Origin of the sequence: Ferrimonas balearica, from assembly GCF_019802085.1 — a bacterium.
In the GTDB taxonomy this organism is placed as follows: domain Bacteria; phylum Pseudomonadota; class Gammaproteobacteria; order Enterobacterales; family Shewanellaceae; genus Ferrimonas; species Ferrimonas balearica_B.
The window spans coordinates 331,488-354,141 of the sequence record NZ_JAHVHV010000002.1; the positions used below are offsets into that span (position 1 = coordinate 331,488).

The 22,654-nt window shown below is 65.5% G+C and carries 20 protein-coding genes; 8 read left to right on the forward strand and 12 right to left on the reverse strand.

Translation table 11 applies throughout. From position 1 onward, the window contains the following. Window positions 1–7: 7 nt before the first annotated feature. The 3 genes from hypE to KUV81_RS09855 all read right to left on the reverse strand — a co-directional run bounded on the left by hypE (window position 8) and on the right by KUV81_RS09855 (window position 4,328). On the reverse strand, window positions 8–1,027 hold the full coding sequence (gene hypE / locus KUV81_RS09845) for a hydrogenase expression/formation protein HypE (RefSeq protein ID WP_222543694.1): 1,020 nt from the start codon (window positions 1,025–1,027) through the stop codon (window positions 8–10). A gap of 512 nt (window positions 1,028–1,539) precedes the next feature. Next, window positions 1,540–2,721 carry an MFS transporter gene (locus KUV81_RS09850; RefSeq protein ID WP_315900068.1) on the reverse strand — a complete coding sequence of 394 codons (1,182 nt, stop codon included), beginning with the start codon at window positions 2,719–2,721 and terminating at the stop codon, window positions 1,540–1,542. A gap of 206 nt (window positions 2,722–2,927) precedes the next feature. Further along, entirely contained in the window at window positions 2,928–4,328 is a 1,401-nt protein-coding gene (locus KUV81_RS09855) for a TlpA family protein disulfide reductase (RefSeq protein ID WP_222543695.1), read from the reverse strand. 258 nt (window positions 4,329–4,586) lie between these two features. Between KUV81_RS09855 and KUV81_RS09860 the strand changes: the two genes are divergently transcribed. After that, window positions 4,587–5,033: a PaaI family thioesterase gene (locus KUV81_RS09860; RefSeq protein ID WP_222543696.1), complete on the forward strand. Its 447-nt coding sequence runs from the start codon at window positions 4,587–4,589 to the stop codon at window positions 5,031–5,033. Beyond that, window positions 5,030–5,485, forward strand: coding sequence for a PaaI family thioesterase (locus KUV81_RS09865; protein WP_222543697.1), 456 nt, complete (start codon window positions 5,030–5,032; stop codon window positions 5,483–5,485). Before KUV81_RS09860 ends, KUV81_RS09865 begins: the two co-directional genes overlap by 4 nt. A gap of 3 nt (window positions 5,486–5,488) precedes the next feature. Here KUV81_RS09865 and KUV81_RS09870 read toward each other — a convergent pair whose 3' ends face one another. Further along, the gene (locus tag KUV81_RS09870; protein ID WP_222543698.1) at window positions 5,489–6,040 is read right to left on the reverse strand and encodes a YSC84-related protein; all 552 of its coding nucleotides are present in this window, start codon (window positions 6,038–6,040) and stop codon (window positions 5,489–5,491) included. 194 nt (window positions 6,041–6,234) lie between these two features. On the opposite strand from KUV81_RS09870, the gene gndA reads away from it, so the two are divergent. Then, window positions 6,235–7,764 carry an NADP-dependent phosphogluconate dehydrogenase gene (gndA, locus tag KUV81_RS09875; protein ID WP_222543699.1) on the forward strand — a complete coding sequence of 510 codons (1,530 nt, stop codon included), beginning with the start codon at window positions 6,235–6,237 and terminating at the stop codon, window positions 7,762–7,764. Window positions 7,765–7,816: 52 nt separating this feature from the next. Here the strand turns inward: gndA and KUV81_RS09880 are convergent, their stop codons facing one another. Both KUV81_RS09880 and KUV81_RS09885 read right to left on the reverse strand, forming a co-directional pair. Beyond that, window positions 7,817–9,280, reverse strand: coding sequence for a pyridoxal-phosphate dependent enzyme (locus KUV81_RS09880; RefSeq protein WP_222543700.1), 1,464 nt, complete (start codon window positions 9,278–9,280; stop codon window positions 7,817–7,819). A gap of 60 nt (window positions 9,281–9,340) precedes the next feature. Further along, a complete protein-coding gene (locus tag KUV81_RS09885) occupies window positions 9,341–9,643 on the reverse strand; it encodes a hypothetical protein (protein ID WP_222543701.1) in 303 nt (100 codons plus the stop codon). A gap of 197 nt (window positions 9,644–9,840) precedes the next feature. Here KUV81_RS09885 and KUV81_RS09890 point away from each other — a divergent pair, with 197 nt between their 5' ends. After that, a complete protein-coding gene (locus tag KUV81_RS09890; protein WP_222543702.1) occupies window positions 9,841–11,184 on the forward strand; it encodes a DUF3943 domain-containing protein in 1,344 nt (447 codons plus the stop codon). 6 nt (window positions 11,185–11,190) lie between these two features. Here the strand turns inward: KUV81_RS09890 and KUV81_RS09895 are convergent, their stop codons facing one another. Further along, complete coding sequence (locus tag KUV81_RS09895) at window positions 11,191–12,174, reverse strand: lipid A deacylase LpxR family protein (RefSeq protein ID WP_222543703.1); 984 nt, start codon at window positions 12,172–12,174, stop codon at window positions 11,191–11,193. Window positions 12,175–12,318: 144 nt separating this feature from the next. On the opposite strand from KUV81_RS09895, the gene KUV81_RS09900 reads away from it, so the two are divergent. After that, window positions 12,319–13,314 (forward strand): adenosine deaminase, encoded by a 996-nt coding sequence (locus tag KUV81_RS09900; RefSeq protein ID WP_222543704.1) that lies wholly within the window; start codon window positions 12,319–12,321, stop codon window positions 13,312–13,314. 49 nt (window positions 13,315–13,363) lie between these two features. Here KUV81_RS09900 and KUV81_RS09905 read toward each other — a convergent pair whose 3' ends face one another. Together KUV81_RS09905 and KUV81_RS09910 are read right to left on the reverse strand one after the other, a co-directional pair. Next, window positions 13,364–14,191 carry a hypothetical protein gene (locus KUV81_RS09905; protein WP_222543705.1) on the reverse strand — a complete coding sequence of 276 codons (828 nt, stop codon included), beginning with the start codon at window positions 14,189–14,191 and terminating at the stop codon, window positions 13,364–13,366. A 228-nt stretch (window positions 14,192–14,419) separates the two neighbouring features. After that, the gene (locus tag KUV81_RS09910) at window positions 14,420–15,262 is read right to left on the reverse strand and encodes a hypothetical protein (RefSeq protein ID WP_222543706.1); all 843 of its coding nucleotides are present in this window, start codon (window positions 15,260–15,262) and stop codon (window positions 14,420–14,422) included. A 136-nt stretch (window positions 15,263–15,398) separates the two neighbouring features. On the opposite strand from KUV81_RS09910, the gene KUV81_RS09915 reads away from it, so the two are divergent. Further along, entirely contained in the window at window positions 15,399–15,659 is a 261-nt protein-coding gene (locus tag KUV81_RS09915; RefSeq protein ID WP_222543707.1) for a DUF5062 family protein, read from the forward strand. A gap of 90 nt (window positions 15,660–15,749) precedes the next feature. Then, on the forward strand, window positions 15,750–16,931 hold the full coding sequence (locus KUV81_RS09920; protein ID WP_222543708.1) for a chemotaxis protein: 1,182 nt from the start codon (window positions 15,750–15,752) through the stop codon (window positions 16,929–16,931). A gap of 3 nt (window positions 16,932–16,934) precedes the next feature. On the opposite strand, the gene KUV81_RS09925 is transcribed toward KUV81_RS09920, so the two are convergent. Beyond that, window positions 16,935–17,675 (reverse strand): hypothetical protein, encoded by a 741-nt coding sequence (locus KUV81_RS09925; protein WP_222543709.1) that lies wholly within the window; start codon window positions 17,673–17,675, stop codon window positions 16,935–16,937. Between the two features lie 181 nt (window positions 17,676–17,856). Between KUV81_RS09925 and KUV81_RS09930 the strand changes: the two genes are divergently transcribed. Continuing rightward, window positions 17,857–20,094 (forward strand): S9 family peptidase, encoded by a 2,238-nt coding sequence (locus tag KUV81_RS09930; protein ID WP_222543710.1) that lies wholly within the window; start codon window positions 17,857–17,859, stop codon window positions 20,092–20,094. 20 nt (window positions 20,095–20,114) lie between these two features. On the opposite strand, the gene KUV81_RS09935 is transcribed toward KUV81_RS09930, so the two are convergent. Together KUV81_RS09935 and KUV81_RS09940 are read right to left on the reverse strand one after the other, a co-directional pair. Next, window positions 20,115–21,263, reverse strand: a complete 1,149-nt coding sequence (locus KUV81_RS09935) for an amidohydrolase family protein (RefSeq protein WP_222543711.1) — start codon at window positions 21,261–21,263, stop codon at window positions 20,115–20,117. A gap of 54 nt (window positions 21,264–21,317) precedes the next feature. Beyond that, window positions 21,318–22,499 carry a cation:proton antiporter gene (locus tag KUV81_RS09940; RefSeq protein ID WP_222543712.1) on the reverse strand — a complete coding sequence of 394 codons (1,182 nt, stop codon included), beginning with the start codon at window positions 22,497–22,499 and terminating at the stop codon, window positions 21,318–21,320. Between the last annotated feature and the right edge of the window lie 155 nt (window positions 22,500–22,654).

The following is a 22,654-nucleotide window of genomic DNA, read 5'->3' on the forward strand; positions in this document are numbered from 1 at the left end:
CTTCGAACTAGCAAATACGGGGTAACTGCTCTCCCACCGGCATCAACAGTTGCCGGCAGGTGCCGTATAGCCCCTCAACCAAAACCTGTGGGGAATCCGCGGCGCTCACGTCGCCGATGATGGCGGCCTCCTGGCCGCTGGGGTGGGCCCGCATCGCCGTGAGCACCGCGTCGGCGTGCTCGGCGGGGACAAAGGCCACCAACTTGCCCTCATTGGCCATCAGCAACGGATCGAGGCCGAGGATCTCGGAGATCCCCCGGACTTCGGGGTGGATGGGCAGGGCGGTTTCCTTGAGCTGGAGCCGGGCGTTGGCCACCTCGGCAATTTCGTTGCAGACCGCGGCGACGCCCCCTCGGGTGGCGTCTCGCATGGCGTGGATGGGGCCCGCGGCCAGCATGGATTCAATAAGGCTGTTGAGGGGTTGGCAATCGCTTTCCAGGGTACCGGACAGGGCCAGTTCGCCCCGGGCCTGAAGGATGGCGGCACCGTGATCGCCTAAGGTGCCGTTAACCAGAATCTTGTCCCCGGGACGCACCTGGCGGGCGCCCAGTTGACGCTCTGCAGGGATCACCCCGACCCCGGCGGTATTGATGAAGATCTTGTCGCAGCTGCCCTTATGCACCACCTTGGTGTCGCCGGTGACGATGCGCACGCCGGCGGCGCGGGCGGTGTCGGCCATGGAGCGCACCAGGCGTTCCAGCTGTTCCAGGGGCAGGCCCTCTTCGAGGATAAAGCCGACGCTCAGGCTGTGGGGCAGGGCGCCACCGACGGCCAGGTCATTGACGGTGCCGCACACCGCCAGTTTGCCGATGTCGCCACCGGGGAATTCAATGGGGTCCACCACAAAGGAGTCGGTGGCAAAGGCGAGGCGATCCCCCTGGGCGGTCATGGGTGCCAGGGGCAGTTGGGCCTGGTCTTCCATCAGGGCCAGTTCGGCGCTGTCGAACTGAGCCAGGAAGAGTTCCCGGATCAGGCGTTGCATGGCCTGGCCGCCACTGCCGTGGGCCAGGGTGATGCGTTCGGTCATGGCAGTTCTCCCGGCGAAGAGATCCGTTGCCGTCCCAAGAGTCGATGTGGGAGGGCGGTCCGTTTCTCCCGTTCCTTCAATGACTGAGTGCTGGTAACCGAACTTTAGTGGAGGCTAATGCTGTGCCGATGTGCGCTAGATCAACTGAGCGCCATTCAACCTTTGATCAACATCAACAAAATCGGGGAAAGCGCTGAAAAACCCGAACCCAAACCTTTTGTTAACATAAAAAGATCTTATAAAGCAGTCACTTATTCTTTGGTGCTTGTGTGGGGGTGCCGGCTGTGGCAGGAGAATGCGTGGCGCAGAGCCGGCGGGGTGGGGCGCCTTGGCGCCTCGATTGGCTCAGGGAGGCGGCACCCCCACAGGGCGATGGGGGGCGGGCCGCGGGCGGAGTAGGGGGCCGGCGCACCCGGTCGGCTCAGCGGCTCGGGTGCGCCGACCGGGGCTTTGCCATGCTCCTTGGGTGTCCTTCCTTGTCTCACTTCACCGCCCTTCGGGGCGGTCTTTTTTTACTCCCCGGAGGGGGGATCCAGGCGGACCCCCGCCGTGGCAGCGTTCCGGGCTGCCAGGATCAGCATGTAGATGCAGGTGGCCGCCAGGGCCGTGCCCAGGTAGAGCGGCAGCCCCTCTTTGAGCGGCACCATCTGACCGGCCACCAGGGGGCCGGTGACTGAGCCGATGCCGTAGCACAGCAGCATCAGCTCGGTGATGGCGACGATGCTGCCGCTCTCCTGGCCTTGGCAGGCCTGGGTGATCGCCACCGGGTAGAGGGCAAAGGCGCAGGCCCCCAGCAGCAGGTAGCAGGCCGCTTCCGCCGCCAGGGTGGTGGCCAGCAGCATGCCGGCCACGGCCAGGGTACCGACCCCACACAGCGCCGCCATCAGCAGGGTCTTGCTCATCCGCGGCGACAGGTAGCCGGTCACCGGCTGCACCAGCATGCCCCCGAGGATCACCAGCGCCATCAGCTGACCGGTGTGGTCACTGAGGGCCGGCTGGCCGTGGATGTAGAGCGGCATCAGGCCGTACAGGGGGCCCAACACCAGCCCGGAGACCAGGCAGCCGATCACCGCCGGGCGGCTGATGGTGCGCAGCGCCCCCATGGGCAGGGTGTGGTGCACGGCGATGGCCGGGGCGCCCCGGCGCACCAGCATCGGGGGCAGTATCGCCAAAGCCAGCAGGGTCAGGATGGCGGCAAAGGGCAGCGCCCCCTGGGTGCCCAGCTGACCGATCCCCAGCTGCCCCAGGGCGGAGCCGCCGTAGAGGGAGGCCATGTAGAGCCCCAGCCGCCGGGCGCGCTGGCGGTCGTCGTCCACCAGCAGCAGCCAGGACTCCACCACCACGTAGACCCCGGCGCTGGCCATTCCCGCCAGCAGCCGCAGTCCCAGCCAGGCCGGCGCCAGGGGCAGGGCCAGCAGCCCCAGCACCGAGCCCAGCAGCACCAGCAGGAAGAACACAAAGGCGTGGCGATGGCCCAGCCGACCCACCAGGCGGGCGCTGCCCAGGGCACCGAGCAGCATGCCGGCGTAGAAGGCGCTGGCCAGGTAGGGGGCCAGGGTGGGGGACAGCTGGAAGTGGGGCAGGGCCAGGGGCAACAGGCTCATCAGGTAGCCCGAGGCCACCGCAAACAGGGTCAGGCCGGCAACGGGCACCATCAGGCCGTTGCCGGAACGGATCACAGTGACGTCGGACACCGCAGGCTCCAGCTTAAAAACGCAAAGGGGTAGGGCACTCGGCGGGGCCCGCCGGGGCAGTTTCGGCGGCACTATGGGGTCAAACCCGGTTCGGGTAAAGCGAGCAATTTTGCGGTGGGGGGCGAAGAATTTTTGTGACGATTCGGCCCCTTTCGGGCACAAAAAAACGGCCCCCATTGGGGCCGTTTTGATGGCGGGTTTCCGACCTAGGAGTCGGTGGCGCGCCTTCGCTCCAGGGCCTTGCGGGTCAGGGCGATCACCGCGGTGGCAATGATGGAGGCGACGATAAGGCCGATGGCCAGGACGGGGTTTTGCAGCGAGGTGGGATCCACCACCAGCAAGCCGCCCATGCCCATCATCATGATGCCGGACATCAGCTTGAGGGTCTGGCCCTCCTTCTCGGTGAGCTTGCGCTTGCCCATGGTCAGGGCGAACACCAGCACGATCAGCGCCAGCGGGATCACGTAGACCACGTTGTACATCACCAGGTAGAAGTAGCGCTCACTGGTGGTCAGGTCGTGCATGCTCAGCACGCTGGTGTAGATCATCGGGAAACCGGCGGTGCACAGCAGCTCGTAGGCGTTGGCCAGGATGGAGAGCACCACGGTGCCGATCACCATGGTGGTCATGCTGCTGGCCTTGGTGAGCGCGCCCATCCGCTTGATGAGCGAGGTGCGGTTCTCCGCCGACATCGACAACGACACCTCCCCCTTGGTGGTGACGTACTCCTTGATGTTGATGCCGCCGGCGGTGAGCGCCATTAACCCGGCCACCACCATGATCCAGCCACCGTCCCCGCCGCCGAGCAGGGTGAAGATGTTGAGCCAGGCGGTCATAAAGAGGAAGTAGATGAAGCCGGAGAAGAAGACGAAGATCCCGCCGACGATCAGCATCCGGGCGCGGCTCTTGGCGTTGACCATGATGGAGAGCAGGAACAGCAACACGAAGAAGGCGCAGGGGTTGAAGGCGTCCACCCCGCCGAGCACCACGGTCAGCAGGGGCAGGGAGAGCCGCTCCGGGGCCACCAGGCCGACAAAGGGCAGGTCCACCGGCTGCACCTGGGTGCTGGCGGACTCCATGCCGCAGGTGCCGCTGCCTTCGGAGCCGTCACCGCAGGTGGCGAACAGGCCGCCGCCGCTGTGGGCTTCGCCGATAAAGGCGGTGATGGCGGCCGGATCTTCGGCCGCCGGAGTGCCCCCCAACTCCTGGTAGCACGCCTTGAGGCGGCTGAGCAGGAACTGGCCGGTGACGTCGTGGCCGTTGTAGCCGACGGTGGCCTGGCCGCAGTTGGCCAGGTAGGGCACCGAGTTGGCCGGCACGCCGGTCTGGGCCGCCACCTTTTGCATCAGCGGCATGGTGTCCGAGTCTGAGATCTTGTGGGACTCCAGCTGGATCCAGGGGTAGTGCTCCGCCAGGGCGTCCACAAAGGGATGGGCTTCCGCGCAGTGGGGGCAGGTTTCCGACCAGAAAAAGTATAGGGTGACCTGGGGGTTACCCTGGGCATCCTGCTGGTGCCAGACCGGCTCCACGGCGGGGTTGGCCGCCTGGACCAGGGTGCTGAACAGGGTAAGGATGCCAAAGAGCATCGAAGTGAGATAACGGGCCATGCATTCTCCTAAGGCCAACGAGGGGGAATTCGGGTTCCGCCTCATGGAGTCCATCAACTGTCGTTGGGTTCCATCTTCCCCCGAACGCTGTATCAGAACTGTTAACCCCCTCCCGTTCCTGGGGGTTTTGCTGTTGGCCCGTCACAGCGGCCCTGGCAGCGGTAAAGAGTTTTTTGCTGCAACCTTGTGGTAACGTTCAAGCGGGTGTTTGATTACAGGTTCGGACCACTAGGCCAAGACGGAAAAGGAGATCGCAGGATGTCGCTCATGCAACTGACGGGGTTGGAGGTGATGCAGAGGATGGTGGCGGGCACCTTGCCCTACCCCAGCATGGCCGAAACGGTGCCCATGCGGGCCCGGGAAGCGGTGTTGGGCCGGGTGGTGTTTGAGGTCCAGGCGGATGAGCGTCATCTCAACCCGCTCGGTGGGGTGCACGGCGGCTTTTCCGCCACGGTGCTGGACTCGGTGACCGGCTGCGCCGTCCACAGCCAGTTGCCCGCCGGGGTGGGGTACTGCACCACGGATTTGACGGTCAAGATGGTGCGCCCGGTGCCTCGGGGCACGCCCCTGTTGGCCCAGGGCCAGGTGCTGAGCCAAACCCGCTCCCTGGCCGTCGCCGAGGGCAGCCTCAAGGACGCCGAGGGCAAGATCTATGCTTTGGCCACCGCCACCTGTCAGATCCTCAAACCGGAGTCGCCGCAATGACTATGGAGGAGCACCACCGCCGTCTCGAGCAGATGTACCTGTCGGCCCCCATCAACGACTACTACCGGCCCAGCATCCAGGTGGCCGACGGGGAGGCCGAGATCAGCATTGAGCTGGCGCCCAAGTATTTCCACGCCGCCGGTGCGGTGCACGGCTCGGTCTATTTCAAGATGCTGGACGACGTCTGTTTCTTCGCCGCCAACAGCCGCGAGCGCGAGGTGTTTGTGTTGACCACCGCATTCACCACCTACCTGACCCGACCCATCTCCCAGGGACGCCTGAGCGCGGTGGGGCGGGTGGTGAACCAGAACCGCAGCCAGTTCATCTGCGAGGCGGTGGCCTACAACGACGGCAAGGAGGTGGCGCGGGGTAACGGGGTGTTCGTGCGCAGCAAAGTCGCGCTGGAGGGGATCCCCAGCTACGCCCGCCGACCGACGGGCGCGCCGGAGTAGGACTTACTCGACCGGGTCGAAACTGAAGCCCTGGCCGCTGAGGCTGGCTTCGTACATCAGGCCGCCCTTGGCCATGGTGAACACCGCCATGCCGCCGCTGTACTCGTTCTCCGCCTGGGAGGTGCCCGCCCCGGCGGTGGTGCCCTTGGTGTTGGCGCCGGCGGAGGCGCCGGCGGTCAGGGCCACGGCACTGGCCTGGGCGCCAAACTCGAAGTCGCCACTGGTGAACTCGTTATAGGCGTCGGCGTTCTGGAAGAAGATGATCTGGCTGTAGGCCTGGCCACCGAGCTGCAAACCGAAGCTGACCTGGGCCATCTTGCTGTTGCCGGTGTGGGTGCCGCCCTTGAACACCTTGCCCTCGCCGTAGGCCCCGCCGATCCCCACACCGCCCTTGCCGATGGTGGGGAATATCGCGTAGCCGTAGGCGTTGGCAAAGAAGGGCTGGGTGGCTTCGGCCTTCTTGAACTCCGCAATCGCCTCCTCGGCGCTGTCGGCGGAGGCGGCGGCACTGAACAGCAATGCCAGGCTGGTCATCGCGATCAGGATGGATTTCATGGTCTCTCTCCCTTGCTGGCACCGGGGGCCCCTGGGCACAGTTCCCTGCTATCTTGAGCGGACCCGGAGCTTTTCACTGGTGTGGCGCCCCTTTACAGGGGCGTTGCGAACAATCGTGATCCGGCTCTCGGAAAATAAAGCCACTTGAGTATAATCCGCGGCAAAAATTTTGCCGGGGCAAGGGAGTTTGGCGGATGGAACAGCAACAGGCGCAGTGCGACATCGGGTTTATCGGACTGGGGGTGATGGGCAAAAGCCTGACCCTCAACCTGGCGGACAACGGCTACCGCATCGCCGCCTTTGACCTGGACCCGGCCAAGGTGGCCGCCGCACAAGCCCAGGACCAGGCCGAAACCGATGGCGCCGCGCCCCGGGTGTTCGGCTGCACCGCCTTTGCCGAGGTGCTGGCCAAGCTCCCCACCCCCCGGATCCTCATCCTGTCGGTGCCCGCCGGCGCGCCGGTGGACAACGTCTGTGAGCAGCTTATTGACGCCGGGATCCAGGCCGACGACATCGTGGTGGACACCGGCAACAGCCTGTGGACCGACACCGTCCGCCGTGAACAGGCCTACCGGGGCAAGTTCCAGTTCTTCAGCACCGCAGTCTCCGGTGGTGAAGAGGGGGCCCGCTTCGGCCCCTCCCTGATGCCCTCCGGCGACCCCCAGGCCTGGACCCGCATCGAGTCCATCTGGCAGGCGATCGCCGCCAAGGTGGATCCCCTCACCGGCAAACCCATCGAGCGCAAGGAGCCGGGCAACCCGGTCAAAGAGGGGGAGCCCTGCGCCATCTACATCGGCCCCAACGGCGCCGGCCACTACGTCAAGATGGTGCACAACGGCATCGAGTACGCCGACATGCAGCTGATCTGCGAGGCCTACCATCTGATGCGCCAGGGTCTGGGCATGGCCCCGGTGGAGATCTCCGCTGTGTTCCGCCGCTGGAACCGCGGGGTGCTGGACAGCTACCTGATGGAGATCAGTGCCGAGGTGCTGGAGAGCTGGGACGGATTGAGCGACCGACCGCTGGTGGAGGTCATCCTGGACAAGGCCGGCCAGAAGGGCACCGGCTTGTGGACCGCCGTGTCGAGTTTGGAGCTGGGTGCCCCCGCCCCCACCATTGCCCAGGCGGTGTATGCTCGCGCACTCTCCGGTCTGAAGGAGGAGCGGGTGGCGGCCTCAGAGGTGCTGTCCGCGCCCAAACCCTTGGAGCTCAGCGAGGCGGACAAGATCCAAATGGTGGATCTGCTGCATGATGCTCTTTACTGCGCCAAGATCTGCGCCTACGCCCAGGGCTTCCAGCTGATGGCCACTGCGGCGAAAGAGCACGGTTGGCAGCTGGACTTTGCCGGCATCGCCAAGATCTGGCGTGCCGGCTGCATCATCCGCGCGGTGTTCCTGCAGTCCATCGCCGAGGCCTACAAGCGAAACGAACAACTGCCCAACCTGCTGGTGGACCCCGTCTTTGCCCATAAGATCGACCGTCACCAGGCCAATTGGCGCATGGCGATCGCCCACGCCACCGTGATGGGGATACCCTGCGGGGCCCTGAGCTCCGCCCTGGCTTACTACGACTCCTACCGTACGGCCACCCTGCCCGCCAACCTGCTGCAGGCCCAAAGAGACTACTTCGGTGCCCACGGTTTCGAGCGCAATGACGTACCCACTGGCAAGCGGTTCCACGTCCAGTGGGGCGACGTTAACCGCCCTATGGTGATGATCGACTGAGACTCAACAGGCCGCCCATCGGGTGGCCTGCTTCGTTCTGGGCCCTGCAGCCTTAGCGGGGGTGCAGCCAGCTGGGCAGCTGCTGGTAGGGATCGGCGGTAACGCTTTGATCGTAGGGGATGGCGTTCTCCTTGAGCCGGGCGGCCATGGAGCCGTCCTTGAGCTGATCGAACAGATCGGTGCAGCCACCGATGAACTCCCCCTTGATGAAGATCTGCGGCAGGGTGTTCCAGCCGGTCTTGTCCTTGAGCACGGCGCGAATCTTGCCGCCCCGGTTGTCCGCCTGGTAGGCCACCGAGTCCAGGTCCACCGAGCGATAGTCGATGCCGTACTGCTTGAACACCTTGCGCACCGACCAGCAGAACTCGCACCACTCCAGGGCAAACATCACCACCGGCTGCTTGGTGTCCGCCAGGTGCTGGGCCACCTCGGCGGCCGCGGCTTCGTCCAGGGGCTGGGGGGTGTCGTCCGCCGGCGGGGGCGGGGCGTGGCTGACGTCGAAGCGGTAACCCGGGGTGGAGCGGGAGATCGCCATCTCCTCCTCGGTCATCTGCTCCGGCACATCGACAAACAGCGGCGTGGTGAGATAGCGCTCACCGGTGTCCGGCAGCATGCACAGCAAGGTGCTGCCGTCCGGGGCCTGCTTGGCCACCTCCAGGGCGCCGGCAAAGGTGGCGCCGGCGGAGATCCCGACGAAGATCCCCTCCTTCTGGGCCAGCTCGGCGCAGCACTCCAGGGCCTTGTTGCCGTCGATGGGCAGGTAGCCGTCGATGCGGGCGCCGTCGAGCACCTGCTGGGCCAGTTTGGGGATGAAATCCGGGCTCCAGCCCTGCATCAGGTGGGGGCGGAAGCTGGGGTGGCTGCCCGCCTCCGGCTGGCCGATGCCGCTGGCCAGGATGGGGGCGTTGTCCGGTTCGCACACCATCACCCGGGTGTGGGGGCTTTTCTCCTTCAACACCCGGGAGACGCCATTGAGGGTGCCGGCGGTGCCGAAGCCGGTGACCCAGTAATCCAGGGGCAGATCGGCAAAATCGTTGAGGATCTCCACCGCGGTGGTGCGCTCGTGGATGGCAGCGTTGGCGGGGTTTTCAAATTGACGGGACTGCCACCAACCGTGGGCCTCGGCCAGCTCCACCGCCTTGGCCACCATGCCGGAGCCCTTCTCGTGGGCCGGTGTCAGCACCACCTTGGCGCCGAGGAAGCGCATCAGCTTGCGCCGTTCGACGGAGAAGTTCTCCGCCATGGTCACCACCAGGGGGTAGCCCTTCTGGGCGCAGACCATGGCCAGGCCGATGCCGGTGTTGCCGCTGGTGGCCTCCACCACGGTCTGGCCGGGCTGGAGCTCGCCCCGGGCCTCGGCGTCCTCAATCACCCCCAGCGCCAGGCGATCCTTGACCGAGCCCATGGGATTGAAGGCCTCGATCTTGACGTAAAGCGTGGTGCCGTGGGTGTCGATGTTGTTGATCCGCACCGCCGGGGTGTTGCCGATGGTGCCCAGAATGCTGTCGTAGCGCATAAGCCCAGCCCGATTGGTTGCTGACCTTCCAAGGCTAGCAGCTGGGCTCGTGGGCGGGGGTCAGCGCTCCGAGGGCGGGATGTCGAACAGCGAGTAGTCCCCCTCCCGGGCGGACTTGAGGATCGCCTTGCGCCGCTGGCGCTCGGCAATGGACTCGCCGAACACCTGGAAGTGGGCCTCTTCCATCATCTGCAAGCTCTCCGCCCGCTCGATCAGCCCCATAAACTCCCCGGCCCGGATGAACCCCTGGGTGCGGGCCTTGTCGAGCTCCTCGCTGTCGCCGCATCGGGCCCGCTCGAACAGCGCCTGCAGCTGGCGCCGGCATTCGACGATGAATCGTTCGCGCTGACTGTCGGTGTGCATGGTGCCTCCCAAAAGACTGCTTTGTGGGCTCAAGGCGACCGGGACGGCGTCCGGCTGACTCTGCCCGGCTCAAAATGGCCGATGTCGGATGCTGTGTTTGAGCCGGGTCACAGCTATACTACTCCACTTAACTTTAAGATATTTCAGTGCGTTAGCCAGTCAGGACCGACGGCGGCGCCCGGGCAGGGAGTCAGGTTATGGGCAGTGCACCGCGGGGTACGGCGGTGGCATTGGCGGCGCTGTTGAACGCGCCAGTGCTGGCGGAGGAGTCGGAGATCTACCGGCCCCCCATCACCAACAGCAGCTGGGAAGACAAGGCCATCGAGGCCAGCGTCTACGACAATCCCTACGCGGTGTCGCTGTTCTCCGCTCCAAACGGCGAGGATGCCGAGCGGGTCTGGTCGCAAACCAAGTCGGTGGCCTGGTACGGCGTCGGCGTCGCCGGATTCTTGGCTTTGCTGCCCAGCGACTTCACCAACTGGGACAAAAGCGACGACCGCTTGCTGGAGAAGTGGTGGGACAACGTCCGCGAAGGCCCGGTGTGGGACCGCGACGTCTGGTACATCAACTACCTCGGTCACCCCTATTTCGGCGGCGTCTACTACCAGGTGGCCCGTAAGTCCGGTTACCGCCAGTGGGACGCTTTCGTCTACTCCTTCCTGATGTCCACCTTCTACTGGGAATACGGCATCGAGGCCTTTGCCGAAGTGCCCTCCATCCAGGATCTGGTGGTCACCCCGGTGCTGGGCTGGGTCTACGGTGAGTGGGCCTTCAACAAGGAGCGGGAGATCATCGAGCGCGGTGGCACCGTCTGGGGCTCCGAGGGGTGGGGCAGCACGGCGCTGTTCTTCCTGGACCCGGTGGATTCCATCGGCCGCGGGGTGAACCGGCTGTTCGGCAAGGACGTCATCAAGGCGGGCACCGGCTACCTGGGGATGCAGGAGATGCCGATGCGCGATGGCCGGGTGGACACCCAGGTGCAGCTCAACCTGCGCTACGCCTTCGGCGGCGGCGAGGCCAGCCCCGGGGTCAGCCAGCATCGTCGCGCCAGTGGCGTGCACCACGCCAATGATCCCGTGGATTACGGCATGGTGGGGATGACCCTCGGGGGCGGATACCTGGCCCTGGACGGCGACTGGCAGGCCACCGACGAGTGGACCCCCACCATCAGTCTGGGGGTTTACTTCACCCGCAGCTTCTCCGCTCGCTTAAGCTACGCCCGCACCGAGTTGACCGACAAGCGCAGCGGCGAAACCCTCACCTACGAAAACTACAGCCTGGATGGCCAGTACTACTTCAACAGCCAGTCGGATCTGCGCCCCTACCTGACCGCGGGCATCGGCGAGGCGCTGCGGGACCAGGACCGGGATCTTAAGACCTTCCAGGTCAACGGTGGGGCGGGGCTGCACTACCGCCTGAGCCCCAACTGGGCGGTGCAGCTGGACTGGCGCCACTACTACAGCGGCCGTTTCCACAACAACGACGATCTGCTCAGCGGCCAGCTGGTGTACCGCTTTGGCAAAGGGGAGCGGGCGCTGTAACGCGCCCTAAGGCAAACGCCAGAACAGGCCGACGGAGGCGTAGCCGTCCACCGGTTGGTCGGCTTCCTGGTAGGCCCGGCTGTGGGCCTCGAAGGTGACGCTGACCCCCCAACTGGGGCGGTAGAAGACGTAGCCCAGCACCACGCTGGCCTGCAGTGGCTCCACCGAGGTGTCCGGCACCTCGGCGGGGCGGTCCCCTTCGATGGTCAGGTCGTAGAAGCGGTAGCGCCCCTCCACCCCGGTAAAGAGAAACTGCCCCTGGGCACTGCCCCCCAGGGCGCCGGGATCCACCAGCTGCCCCGGCTGGAAGCCGGCACTGGCGAAGCTGCCCCCCAGGTTCTCCCCCCAGCGAAACAGCGCCCCCATGGCCAGCTCACTCTGGAAGTTGCCCGCCCGCAGGCGGCCCACGGCGCTGATCTCCGGGGTGCGGCCCCATTGGCCGGGGCTCTGCACCAGTCGGCGATCCCCCCGGTAATCCAGGTTGAGCACCAGCTGATCCTCGATTTGCGAGTCCCAGCCCAGGGGCTCGTCGGAGCCGATCAGGAAGTGGATAAAGCGCTGCCCCTCCTCGGCCAGGGCGCTGGGTCCCACAGTGCCGAACAGCAGCTGGTAGCGGTCGGCCCGGTCCTCGGCGTAGCGGGCCAGTCCCCCCTCAAGAAACAGCAGCCCGGCGTAGGGTCGCTCCCCCTCCCGGGGCAGGGGCTCCTCGATGTGCTCCGGGGTCCACATCATCTGGCCCAGGCGCAACGAACCGGCCAGGCTCTGACGGTCGCTGCCGGGCAGCCAGTCGGCCAGGCCGGCCATCCAGTTGGGGGCGGCGTCGGTGCGCCAGTGAGGTGTGTGGTAGCCCAGGAACAGGCCGCTGGAGTAGTCGCGATCGCTGCCCACCGCACCATCGTTGTCGATGGTCAGTGACCAGGTGCTGGCCTGATAGGCCTGGGCGGGCAGGGCCGCCAAAGATAAGAGGACCGCGGGCAGGTGTTTTTTCATTGTTATTCCCCCTCGAACGCCACCCTAACCCATTGAGCTGGCGTTGGCGAGGAGATCCGATCTCTGCCCCGTCCCTTGCCCTGAAGGGCTTTCGCGGTAGACTGCTAAAGGCAACAGCCGATAAGAATTCCAAGGTGGCGTTGCATGCAGACTCTCATTCAATCCCTTCCCAAAGCCGAGCTTCACCTCCACATCGAAGGCACTCTGGAGCCGGAGCTGATGTTCCAGCTGGCCCAGCGCAACGGCATTACATTGCCCTACGACAGCGTCGAGGCCCTGAGGGCCGCCTACGATTTTGACAACCTGCAATCCTTTCTCGATCTCTACTACCAGGGCGCGGACGTGCTGCGCACCGAGCAGGACTTTTTCGACCTGACCTGGGCCTACCTGAGCCGCTGCGCCGAGCAGAACGTGGTGCACACCGAGATCTTCTTCGACCCCCAGACCCACACCGAGCGGGGGATCCCCTTCGAGACGGCGATCAACGGGATCCACGCTGCCCTGGAGGCGGGGCGCCGTGAGCTGGGGATCAGCAGCTACCTGATCCTCTGCTTCCTGCGCCATTTAAGTGAGCAAAGCGCCTTCGACACCCTGGCCCAGGCCGAGCCCCACCGGGACAAGATCATCGGCATTGGCCTGGACAGCTCGGAGCTGGGCCACCCGCCCAGCAAGTTTGAGCGGGTGTTTGCCGCGGCCCGTCGCCAGGGGTTTGAACTGGTGGCCCACGCCGGGGAAGAGGGGCCGGCCAGTTACATCTGGGAGGCGCTGGAGCGGCTTCAGGTGGCCCGCATCGACCATGGGGTGCGCTGCCAGGAGGACCCGGAGCTGGTGGCCGAGCTGGCCCGGCGGCAGGTGCCCCTGACCGTCTGCCCGCTGTCCAACTTGAAGCTCAAGGTGGTGGAGGATCTCAAGGACCACAACCTGGCCTGGCTGCTGGCCCAGGATCTGCTGGTGACGGTGAATGCCGACGATCCGGCCTACTTCGGTGGCTACCTTTTGGAGAACTTCACCGCCTGCGTTGAGGCTCTGGCGCTGAACCGCGACCAGGTGCGCCAGCTGGCGGCCAATGGCTTTAAGGCCAGCTTCCTGCCGCCCCAGGAGAAGGCTCGCTGGCTGACGGTGGTGGCCGCCACCGACTGAGGCAACAAAAACGCCCCGCCGATTGGCGGGGCGTCTGTTTGTGAGCGGCTCAGCGGCGCTGCTTGCCCATCCCCTGCAGGCCTTTGAGGCCATCGCCGGTGGGGGTGCGCAGGTTGAGCTCAAACCGCGGAGCCTGGCCGGAGGTGGCCTTGCCGTCCCAGACAATAAAGGGGAAGACGTAGAGCTCGCTGGAGGTGAGGGCCCAGATGTTGTGGCCATCCCCGTCGACGAACATGAACCCCAACCCCTCGAACTGGCCGTCGAATTCGCACTGGCTCAGGCTGAAGGTCAGGCTCAGCAGGTTAACCCCGTCGTGGGGCGTGATCTGGCCGGTCATCACGCAGCCATCCAGGTCCAGACCGCTGAAACTGCCGTCGCTGGCCAGCTCCAGTTCGGTGTAGCCGTCGCTCCACCGGCCGCCCAGGGCGCTCAGGTCAAACTCCAGGTTGCTGTCCGGATCGCGCTGCATCTCGATGCTGTACTCGGCGCTGCTGTCGGCAAAGCGCTGGGTGCCGCTGAACAGGCCGTTTTGCAGCTGGCCGCTGAGGCTGGTGTTCTCCCACAGGCAGCTGTTGATGTCGCAGCCGAACACCCGCCCCTCGGCACTGTAGCTGCCGTTCTTGCCCTCGGCATCGAACTCGCCAAAGGCCACGGTGTAGCCGTCGTAGGGGTCTGAGCTTAACGAGCGAATGTCCCCGTCGGGGGAGAGCAGGGCCAGCCCGACCAGCTCCTGTGGGCCGCTTACGGTGCCCAGGTAGATGCCGCTTTGGGCGGCGGTAAAGGTGGGGGTGTCCGGGTTCGGCGCCGGGTCCGAGCTGCTGGAACCGCCACAGCCGGCCAGGGCGAGAACAGATAAACCGATCAATAACTTCTGCATGGCACTCACTCTCCTTGTTAAAGCGCTCACCTAACCTAGCGCATTGGCCACTGGCGAATAAACAGGCACGAACCAGAACAGGGTTTGGCCCTTCAATGAAGGCTTGGGGGCAGGGCAAGGTGCTGGCGGGAGACCACTGAACAGGGGTCGTTTCTGTTCGGATGTGGATGAAGGGGGAAGCGAAAAAGAGCGCCCCGGGACAGGGCCCGGGACGCGTATTCAAGGGCCTTACCGGCGGATGGGCCCCTGAGTGGCCAGGGTGCGCAGGGCGAAGGTGGCCCGGTTGGCCTGGGGGCGCTCGTAGGACGCCGCACTGGCGGTTTCCCCATCCCACACGGCCAGGGGCAGGAAGGCGGTCTCGCTGCTGGTCAGGCCCCAGAGAATGTGGCCCTCTTCGTCGTCCTCCATCACAAAGGCCAGGCCGGCGAAGCGGTCGGCGAAGTCGCAATTGCTGCTGGTGAGGTTGAGGGCGAAGAGGTTGAGATCCTCGTAGGGGGCCAGGGTGCCGGCCCAGTTGCAGCCGTCGATGTCCCAGCCGCTCAGTTCACCGGACTCGGCCAGGGTCAGGGTGATGTAGCCGTTGCTGAACTCCCCGGCCAGGGTCGACAGGGGGTAGACCATAAAGCTGGCCTCACCGTCCCGGGTCATCATCATCGGCTCTGCTTCGCTGGCCCACTCCATATTGGAGGCCAGCACATCCCAGTTCAGGGTGCCGTTCAGGGTGCTGTTGTGCCATTGGCACGCCCCGGCGTTCAGGCAGTCGTACACCCGGCCCTCGGCATCGAAGAAGCCGTCGGTGCCTGCGCCCTTGTGGTCGGTGAAACGGATATTGGCGTCGTTGTTCTGATCGAGGCTGAAGCTGACCATGGTGCCGTCCGGGGCAAACATGCCCAGGCCGAAGTAGGTGGTGTCGGAATAGTCTTCGTCGCCGATGACGCCGATGTGGATCCCGGCGCCGCTTTCGAAGGTGTTGAAGCCGTCCGGCCGGTTGTCCTCCGGGCCGTCGTCGCTGCTGGAGCCGCCACAGCCGGCCAGGCTCACCAGTGCCAGGGTAAGGTACAGATTACGCATCGCTAACTCTCCATGTTAAATGCCTCAATAAACTAGCAAATTTTTGATTGGCGTGAAAACCGGCAGGTGTCGATCGGTGGTTGGCGGAGAACGTGCTAACGTGGTGGACAACGCTCAGCGCAGTCAGGACGGCACAATGAAAAAGCTGAAAAACGAGAAAGAGCTGTTTCGCAAAGCGATGCAGATTGGCGAGGCCCTGGCGGTGAAATCCGGCTTCAGCGCCTTTAAGCCCACGGACTCGGCGGACGACAAGGCCGAAGCCATCTACCGCATGCTGGTGCACATGCAACTGATGGCGCCCCTGCCGGAGGATCAGGAGAACAGCGCCAACATCCGTCATCGCCTGGCCAAGTGGATCGCCGGCAAGCTGCCCAAGGACGATCCTTTGCTGCAATAATCCCCGAATGGCGCTCCATCACCTATAACCTTCCTATTGGGTTGGCCACTGAGGGCCGGCCCGAGGTTGTGTCGGTGGTGAGGGCAGGCCATGAAAACCCTTTGGCGTACACTGACGGTGATGCTGCTGGCGGCCGGTTGCGTCGCCTGTTCGCTGTTGGAGATCACCCTGGAAAGCGGCATCGAGCCGCTGCCCCAGGAGCAGCTCAATATGCGGGTGTTCAGCCGCGATTTCACCCACGCGTTTTTCAGCCGGGTGGAGCACACCGCCGACCGCATCGTCGTCCTGGAGCTGTCCGCGGCCCAGCTGTCTGAGCGTCCCCCCGATATCCTGATCGAAAGCCACGCTTTGATGTGGAAGATCGGTGCCGAGCAGGCGCTGCAGCGGGCGATCTTCCAGGCCTCGCCGGTGGCGGCCATGCTGGATACCTGGGTGCTGACGGTGCAGATGGTCGAGTTCTTCGACACCGGGGCGGGGCAGGGACTGTTCGGCGATTATCAGCACTTCGCGGTGGAGGCCAGCCGGCGCCTGGCGCGGGAGTTTGAGCGCACCGCCAAGGGCTTCCAGCGCAGCGACGACTTTGAGCGCAACCGGGCGTTCGTGGCCCGCCACGCCGCAGATAACCCCATCGAGGATCTCACCTTTGCCCGCTCCAGCGCCTTTAACGACTGGCTGGCGGAGCGGGGGATCAGCGAGTTCGAGGCGGTGACCACCTTCGGCACCGTGCCCGAGGTGATGAGCGACATCTCCGATCGCATGGCGATGATCACCGAGCAGACCCCCAAGATCCTCAGCTGGAAGTCCCAGCTCTACGCCCTGCACGCCGACATCAATGTGGATGAGATCCAGCGCACCCTGGCGGAGATGAGCGCCACCGCGCACCGCTTCCAGCTGCTGATGGCCCAGAGCCCCCAGCTGATGCACAACCTGGTCAAGGAGCTCAACTCCGAGCTGATGCCGCTGTTGGAGCGGTTGAACGACATCGGCGACGTCAAGCTGGCCCAGTTGGCCACCGAGCGCCAGGCCCTGGCGCAGTTGGTGCGTAACGAGCGTGAGGCGCTGAACCAGATGTTGGCCCAGCAGCGTGAAGCGGCGGCGGGGGATCTGGACACCATCGCCGAGCACACGGTGACCGTGGTGTTCAAGGAGCTGACCAAGACCCTCAAGGGGCTGATCCTCTACTTCATCCTGTTCCTGCTGGCGGTGTTCTTTGCCCCCCTGGCCCTGGGAGTCTGGCTGGGCAAGCGGATGGCGCTGCGCAGCGACCCTTAAGCGCTAGTGCGGCTGGCGACAGAGTCCGGCCTGCAGCAGCGCATCGAGCTGGGCCTGGTGGGCCGCGTCCAGGCCCTGGTAGAGGGTTTCATCCTGCTGGCGCAGCTGGGCTTCGAGCTGGTCGATCCCCTGGTTGAGCTCGGCGGTCTGCTCCGGCTCCTCCTGGGCTTCCAGCAGGGCGTTGAGGACGCCACACTGCTCCACCACCGCCTGTTGCAGCGGCGTCAGGTCCGCCCATTGGCGCACCTGGCTGGCGTGCACCTCGTAGGCGTCACGACCGTTGAGCATCGCCTGACCGCTGCTGGCCAGGGTGCGGGCCATGCGCCCACCCCCCAGCAGGGTGGAGAGGCCGGCGGCCGCCTCCCCGTGGCCGCCCCCGGGACGGCCCAGGTTGACCCCCAGGGCGCGGGCCAGGCCCATCAGCCCGCCCAGCCGCGGGTGGGCGGCCAGTACCTGGGGCACCAGGGCGGCCAGCTCCCCCATCAGGTAGTAGGCCTGGCTCTTGGGTCGCTGCAGCAGACAGGCCACCAGGGCATTGAGCTGGTGGGCCAGTGCCCCCTTGGGATCGGTGGCCGGGTCCGGGGCGTTCAGCACCCCGGCCTCGGTCAGCAGCTGGTCCGCCGCCTCCCGGGCCTCGTCCACCGCCGGTTTGGCGTCGGCCAGCGCCGGTTTGACCGTGTCGATCAGCCCCTTCTCCAGGACGCCGTCGCGCAATACCTTGCCCAATAGGGATTTAAAGCTCATGGCCCGCTCTCGTTGTGGGTGTCCCCAGAGTATTCCCCATTTGGCGGTCGCTGAACATGGTTGGCCCGCCGGCCTTGGAGGGGGATCACGCCCCGGGGGCGGTGCCTGGGTTGCAAAGATGTTGATTGGGTTGGCCCTTTGCTAAACTGGCGCCAACTTTGGCAAGGATACGCTGTAGACCATGAAGATGATCGCCCCCCTGTTGGCCCTCACCCTGGCCGGGGCCTCCGCCTCGGTGCAGGCGGAACGGCTCACCATCGAGCGCCTGTTCTCCGATCCCAAACTCTCCGGCACCGCCCCCCGGGCGCTGAGCTACTCGCCGGATGGCAGTCGGGTCACCTACCTCAAGGGACGGGAGGCGGATTACCACCGCTACGACCTCTGGGAGTACCACATCGAGGACGGCGCCAACCGTCTGCTGGTGGACTCCGATACCCTGCACGCCGGCGAAGAGCGCCTCTCAGACGAGGAGAAGGCCCGCCGCGAGCGCCAGCGGATCTACGGCAGCGGCATCATGGAGTACAGCTGGTCTGACGATGGCCAGGCCCTGCTCTTCCCCCTGGCCGGGGACGTCTTCTACTACGATCTCGCCGAGAAGCAGGCCCGCCGGTTGACCCAGACCGAGGCCTTCGAAACCGACATCAAGGTGTCGCCCAAGGGGGGCTACGTCTCCTTTGTGCGGGATCAGAACCTCTACCTGGTGGACCTGGCCAGTGGCGAGGAGCGCCAGCTGACCCAGGATGGCGCCGGGCCCATCAAAAACGGCATGGCGGAGTTCGTGGCCCAGGAGGAGATGGGCCGGATGACCGGCTACTGGTGGTCGCCGGACGATCAGCGTCTGGCCTTTATCCAGGTGGACGAGTCGCCGGTGGACCAGGTGACCCGCTCGGAGATCTACGCCGATCGCATCGAGATGATCCAGCAGCGCTACCCGGCCGCCGGGCGTCCCAACGTCACCGTCAAACTGGGGGTGATCACCCTGGCGGACGGCAAGGTGCAGTGGCTGAACCTGGGCAAGAGCCGCGACATCTACCTGCCGCGGGTGCGCTGGGCCAGCGCCGAGCGGCTCAGCTACCAGTGGCAATCTCGGGATCAGCAGACCTTGGAGCTGCGCCTGGTGGACCTGGCCGAGGGCAACACCCGCACCCTGCTGAGTGAAACCAGCCCGACCTGGGTCAACCTGCATAAGGACCTGCGCTTTTTGAAGGACGGCCAGCACTTTGTCTGGGCCTCGGAGCGCGATGGCTTCAAGCACCTCTACCTGTACGATCTCAAGGGCAAGCTGGTGCGTCAGCTGACCCGGGGCACCTGGGTGGTGGACAAGCTCGAGGCGATAGACGAGGCCAAGGGGCTGCTCTACTTCACCGGGCGCCGGGACACGCCGCTGGAGCGCCACCTCTACCGGGTGCGTTTGGACGGCGAGGGGGAAATTCGGCGGATCTCCGATCGCCCCGGCATGCACAGCGTCACCTTCGCCAAGGACGGCAGCGGCTACATCGATCGTTTCAGCGATCCCCGCACCCCCACCCAGGTCTCCCTCCACGACGCCCGCGGCAACCAACTTACCTGGCTGGAGCAGAACCGGGTGGAGCCGGGGCACCCGCTGTTCCCCTACCTGAGCGACTGGATCAACCCGGAGTTTGGCAGCCTGCGAGCCCCCGAGGGTCACACCCTCTACTACCGCATGTACAAGCCGGCGGGCTTCGACTCGGCCAAGCGCTACCCGGCCATCGTCTACCTCTACGGCGGCCCCCACGCCCAGCTGGTGACCAACAGCTGGGACAAGCCTTTCCACCAGTACCTGGCCCAGCAGGGCTACGTGGTGTTCACCCTGGATAACCGCGGCTCCAACTACCGGGGCAAGGCGTTCGAGGACGCCCTGTACCAGAAGATGGGGGATCCGGAGGTGGCCGATCAGGTCACCGGGGTGAAGCACCTGGGCAGCCTGCCCTTTGTGGACGCCTCCCGCATTGGTGTGTTTGGCCACAGCTACGGCGGCTATATGGCGCTGATGATGATGTTCAAGGCGGGGGATCACTTCGCGGCGGGGATCTCCGGGGCGCCGGTCACCGACTGGCGGCTCTACGACACCCACTACACCGAGCGCTATATGGGCCACCCGGATAAGGTGCCCCAGGCCTACGAGGCCGCCTCGGTGTTCCCCTACGCCAAGGCGTTGGGGCGGCCGCTGCTCATCTATCACGGGATGGCGGACGACAACGTGCTGTTCACCAACACCACCCGGCTTATCAAGGTGCTGCAGGACGAGGGCAAGCAGTTCGATCTGATGACCTACCCGGGCAAGAAGCACAGCCTGCGGGGCAAGGCCACCCGGACCCACTGGCACACCATGATGGCGGAGTTTTTCGACCGTCACCTCAAGCCGGAATCGCCGGAGGCGAAGCCCGATCAGCCCTAAGCGAGCCGCCCGCAGCCGGCTCACTCCATGGAGGGCGCCACCCGGTACAGGCGCCCTTCGAATACCGTGCCCTGCACCCGAAGTTCGGGCAGTTGTTCGGCGGACAGGGTCAGGGGGTTGAGGTTCAGCAGGGTGAAGTTGGCCACCTTGCCCGCCTTGATGCTGCCCAGCTCGCTCTCCCGCCCCCAGGCCCGGGCGGCGTCCAGGGTCAGATCCCTGAGCACCTGTTCGATCTCCATCTCGTCTGCCGGCCCGTCGGGCACCAGCCCCAGCCAGTAGGCCTTGGGCCGGGCCAGGTCGGGCTCGGCGGCCCGGTTGACGGTATCGCCACTGAGGTGGGTGTAGAGGGGGATGGGGTGCTGACGCAGCAGGGCCTGATAGGTGGTGGCGATGGCCGGCAGCTTCAGGGCCCCGGGCACCCGGTAGGCGGTAAAGCCCCGCTGCTGCATCCAGCGCACCAACTGGGACAGCCCCGGCTGCAGTCGGCTGGGCGAGGCAATGTCGCTTTTAACCTGCTCCAGAAACCACACCATCGCCTGCTCGTAATCGATGACGCCGTCGGTCAGCACCTCCTGGTAGGCCGCCGGGGTGTCCTTATCCAGGGCGAAGCGCTGGATCAGCACCGAGTTGATGATGATGGAGCGGGTGTCGTAGTGCCAGACGCCGATGGGCCGGGTCTTGCTGAGCCCATCCAGCATCCGCCGGTTCAGCCGGCCGTGGTAATCCGGGTGATACCCCCAGCTCCATAGGGTCTGGGTCTGGTCCACCATCCCCCGCTCCGCCTCGTTCAGCGCCGCCAGGAAATCGAACTGGGACTGCATCCCGGGCCAGGTGCCCTTGGGCAGGGTCCAGGTCTCCGGCGCCACCACCACCATGTCCAGTGCCATGGCCGCCAACACCGGGTGCAGCTTCGATTCGATGAACCCCGGCAGCATCACCAGCCCCTCCATATTGGCGCTGCGGGCGTCGGGATACCGTGACTGGGCCTCCTCGAGCGAGCCGGTGAAGAGGATCCGCTTGCCTTCGGTCACCACCGCTGCCACCTCCGGAGTGTCGCGCTCCATGGTGAGTATGGTGCCACCGTGGTAGAGGGTGGGGGGCTCGGCCGCGGCATGGCTCGTCGCCGCGCAGAGCGTCAGTAAGAGCGCTCCAATGAAGTGCCTCAACATCAATACTTTGCCTCTTTGGCCTAGACGTCGCGAACTAAGCTTAACAGCGCCAGCTCACTCCTGCTGTCGAAAGCGCGCCGCCAGTGGGTTGGCGCTGATGCCGTGGAGCACCAGGCTCAGCAACACGGTGCAGGCCACCACATTGGCGATAAAGGGAGCGCCAGGCAGGCCGCTGTCCAGAACAATCAGGGTAAAGACGATGCTGGCCAGCCCCCGGGGGCCAAACCAGCCCAGGAACAGTCGGCTGTAGCGGGACTCGCCGCTGCCCGCCAGGCAGAGGTAGATAGGCAGCATCCGCACCAGGGTGAGGCTGACCAGGGCGTAGAGCAGCACAGTGGGGGTGGGGGACAGGTGGCCCACCACGGCGGCACCAAAGACAAACCAGGTGAGCATCGCCAGGCTTTCGCCATCCACCTCGGCCCCGATCACCGCGGTGTGGGTGTGCTCCTTGGCCAGGTAACCAAACAGCAGGCCGCCGGAGAAGGCGGCGATGTAGCCGCTGCCGTGCAGGCTCTGGGCGGTGGCGAACAGCGCCAGGGCCAGGGCCGCCACGGCGATAAAGAGCCACAACTCCTCCAGGTAGCCCCGTCGATGGCAAAAACGCAGGAAACTCCCCGCCAGGGCGGTGCCCCCCAGGCCCACCAGCAAGCCAATCCCCAGCTCCTCGGCGAACAGCGCCAGGGCCTGGCCATCCCCCAGCCCTTCGATGCTGCCGCTCTCCAGGGCCAGGAGCAGCAGCAAGAAGGGCACGCAGAGACCGTCGTTCAGGCCGCTTTCGGTGTTGAGCCCCTCCCGGACCGGCGCCGGCACCGCCGGGTTGGCAAACACCCCCTTGCCCAGGGCCGCGTCGGTGGCGGCCAGCATCACCCCGAGGATCCCCGCCTCCAACAGGGTCAGGTTCTCAAACAGCGCGGCGGCCAGCACAAAGCCCAGCAGCATCACCCCCGGCAGGCCCAGCAACAGCATGCGGGCGGGGATGGCAAAGCGGCGGCGCAGGGTGGTGAGATCGGCGTTGGCGGCGTCGGTAAACAGAATCAGCGCCAGGGTCAGATCGGTCAGCAGGTGCAGCTCTTCGCGCTCGATGTCGCCCTGGAACCAGCCCATCACAGCGGGGCCGAACAAAAAACCGGCGGCGACGAACACCATGGGCCCGGAGACCCATCCGCGGGCCATGCGGCCGTTGACCCCGGCGTAGAGGAAGACGAGCACACCGAGCAGCGCCAGTTCTGCGTACATGGGGGTTTATCCTTAAGCGCCTGATGTCGCCTTGAAAATGGGCGAGATCTTGTCTTGAGTAAACCATAGGCAAGGAGGCGCAAAGTCGGCAATCCAGCGGATGCATTCGCCGGCGTTTGAACCCAACTTGAACTGAATGGGGTTCGTGTCAGGGC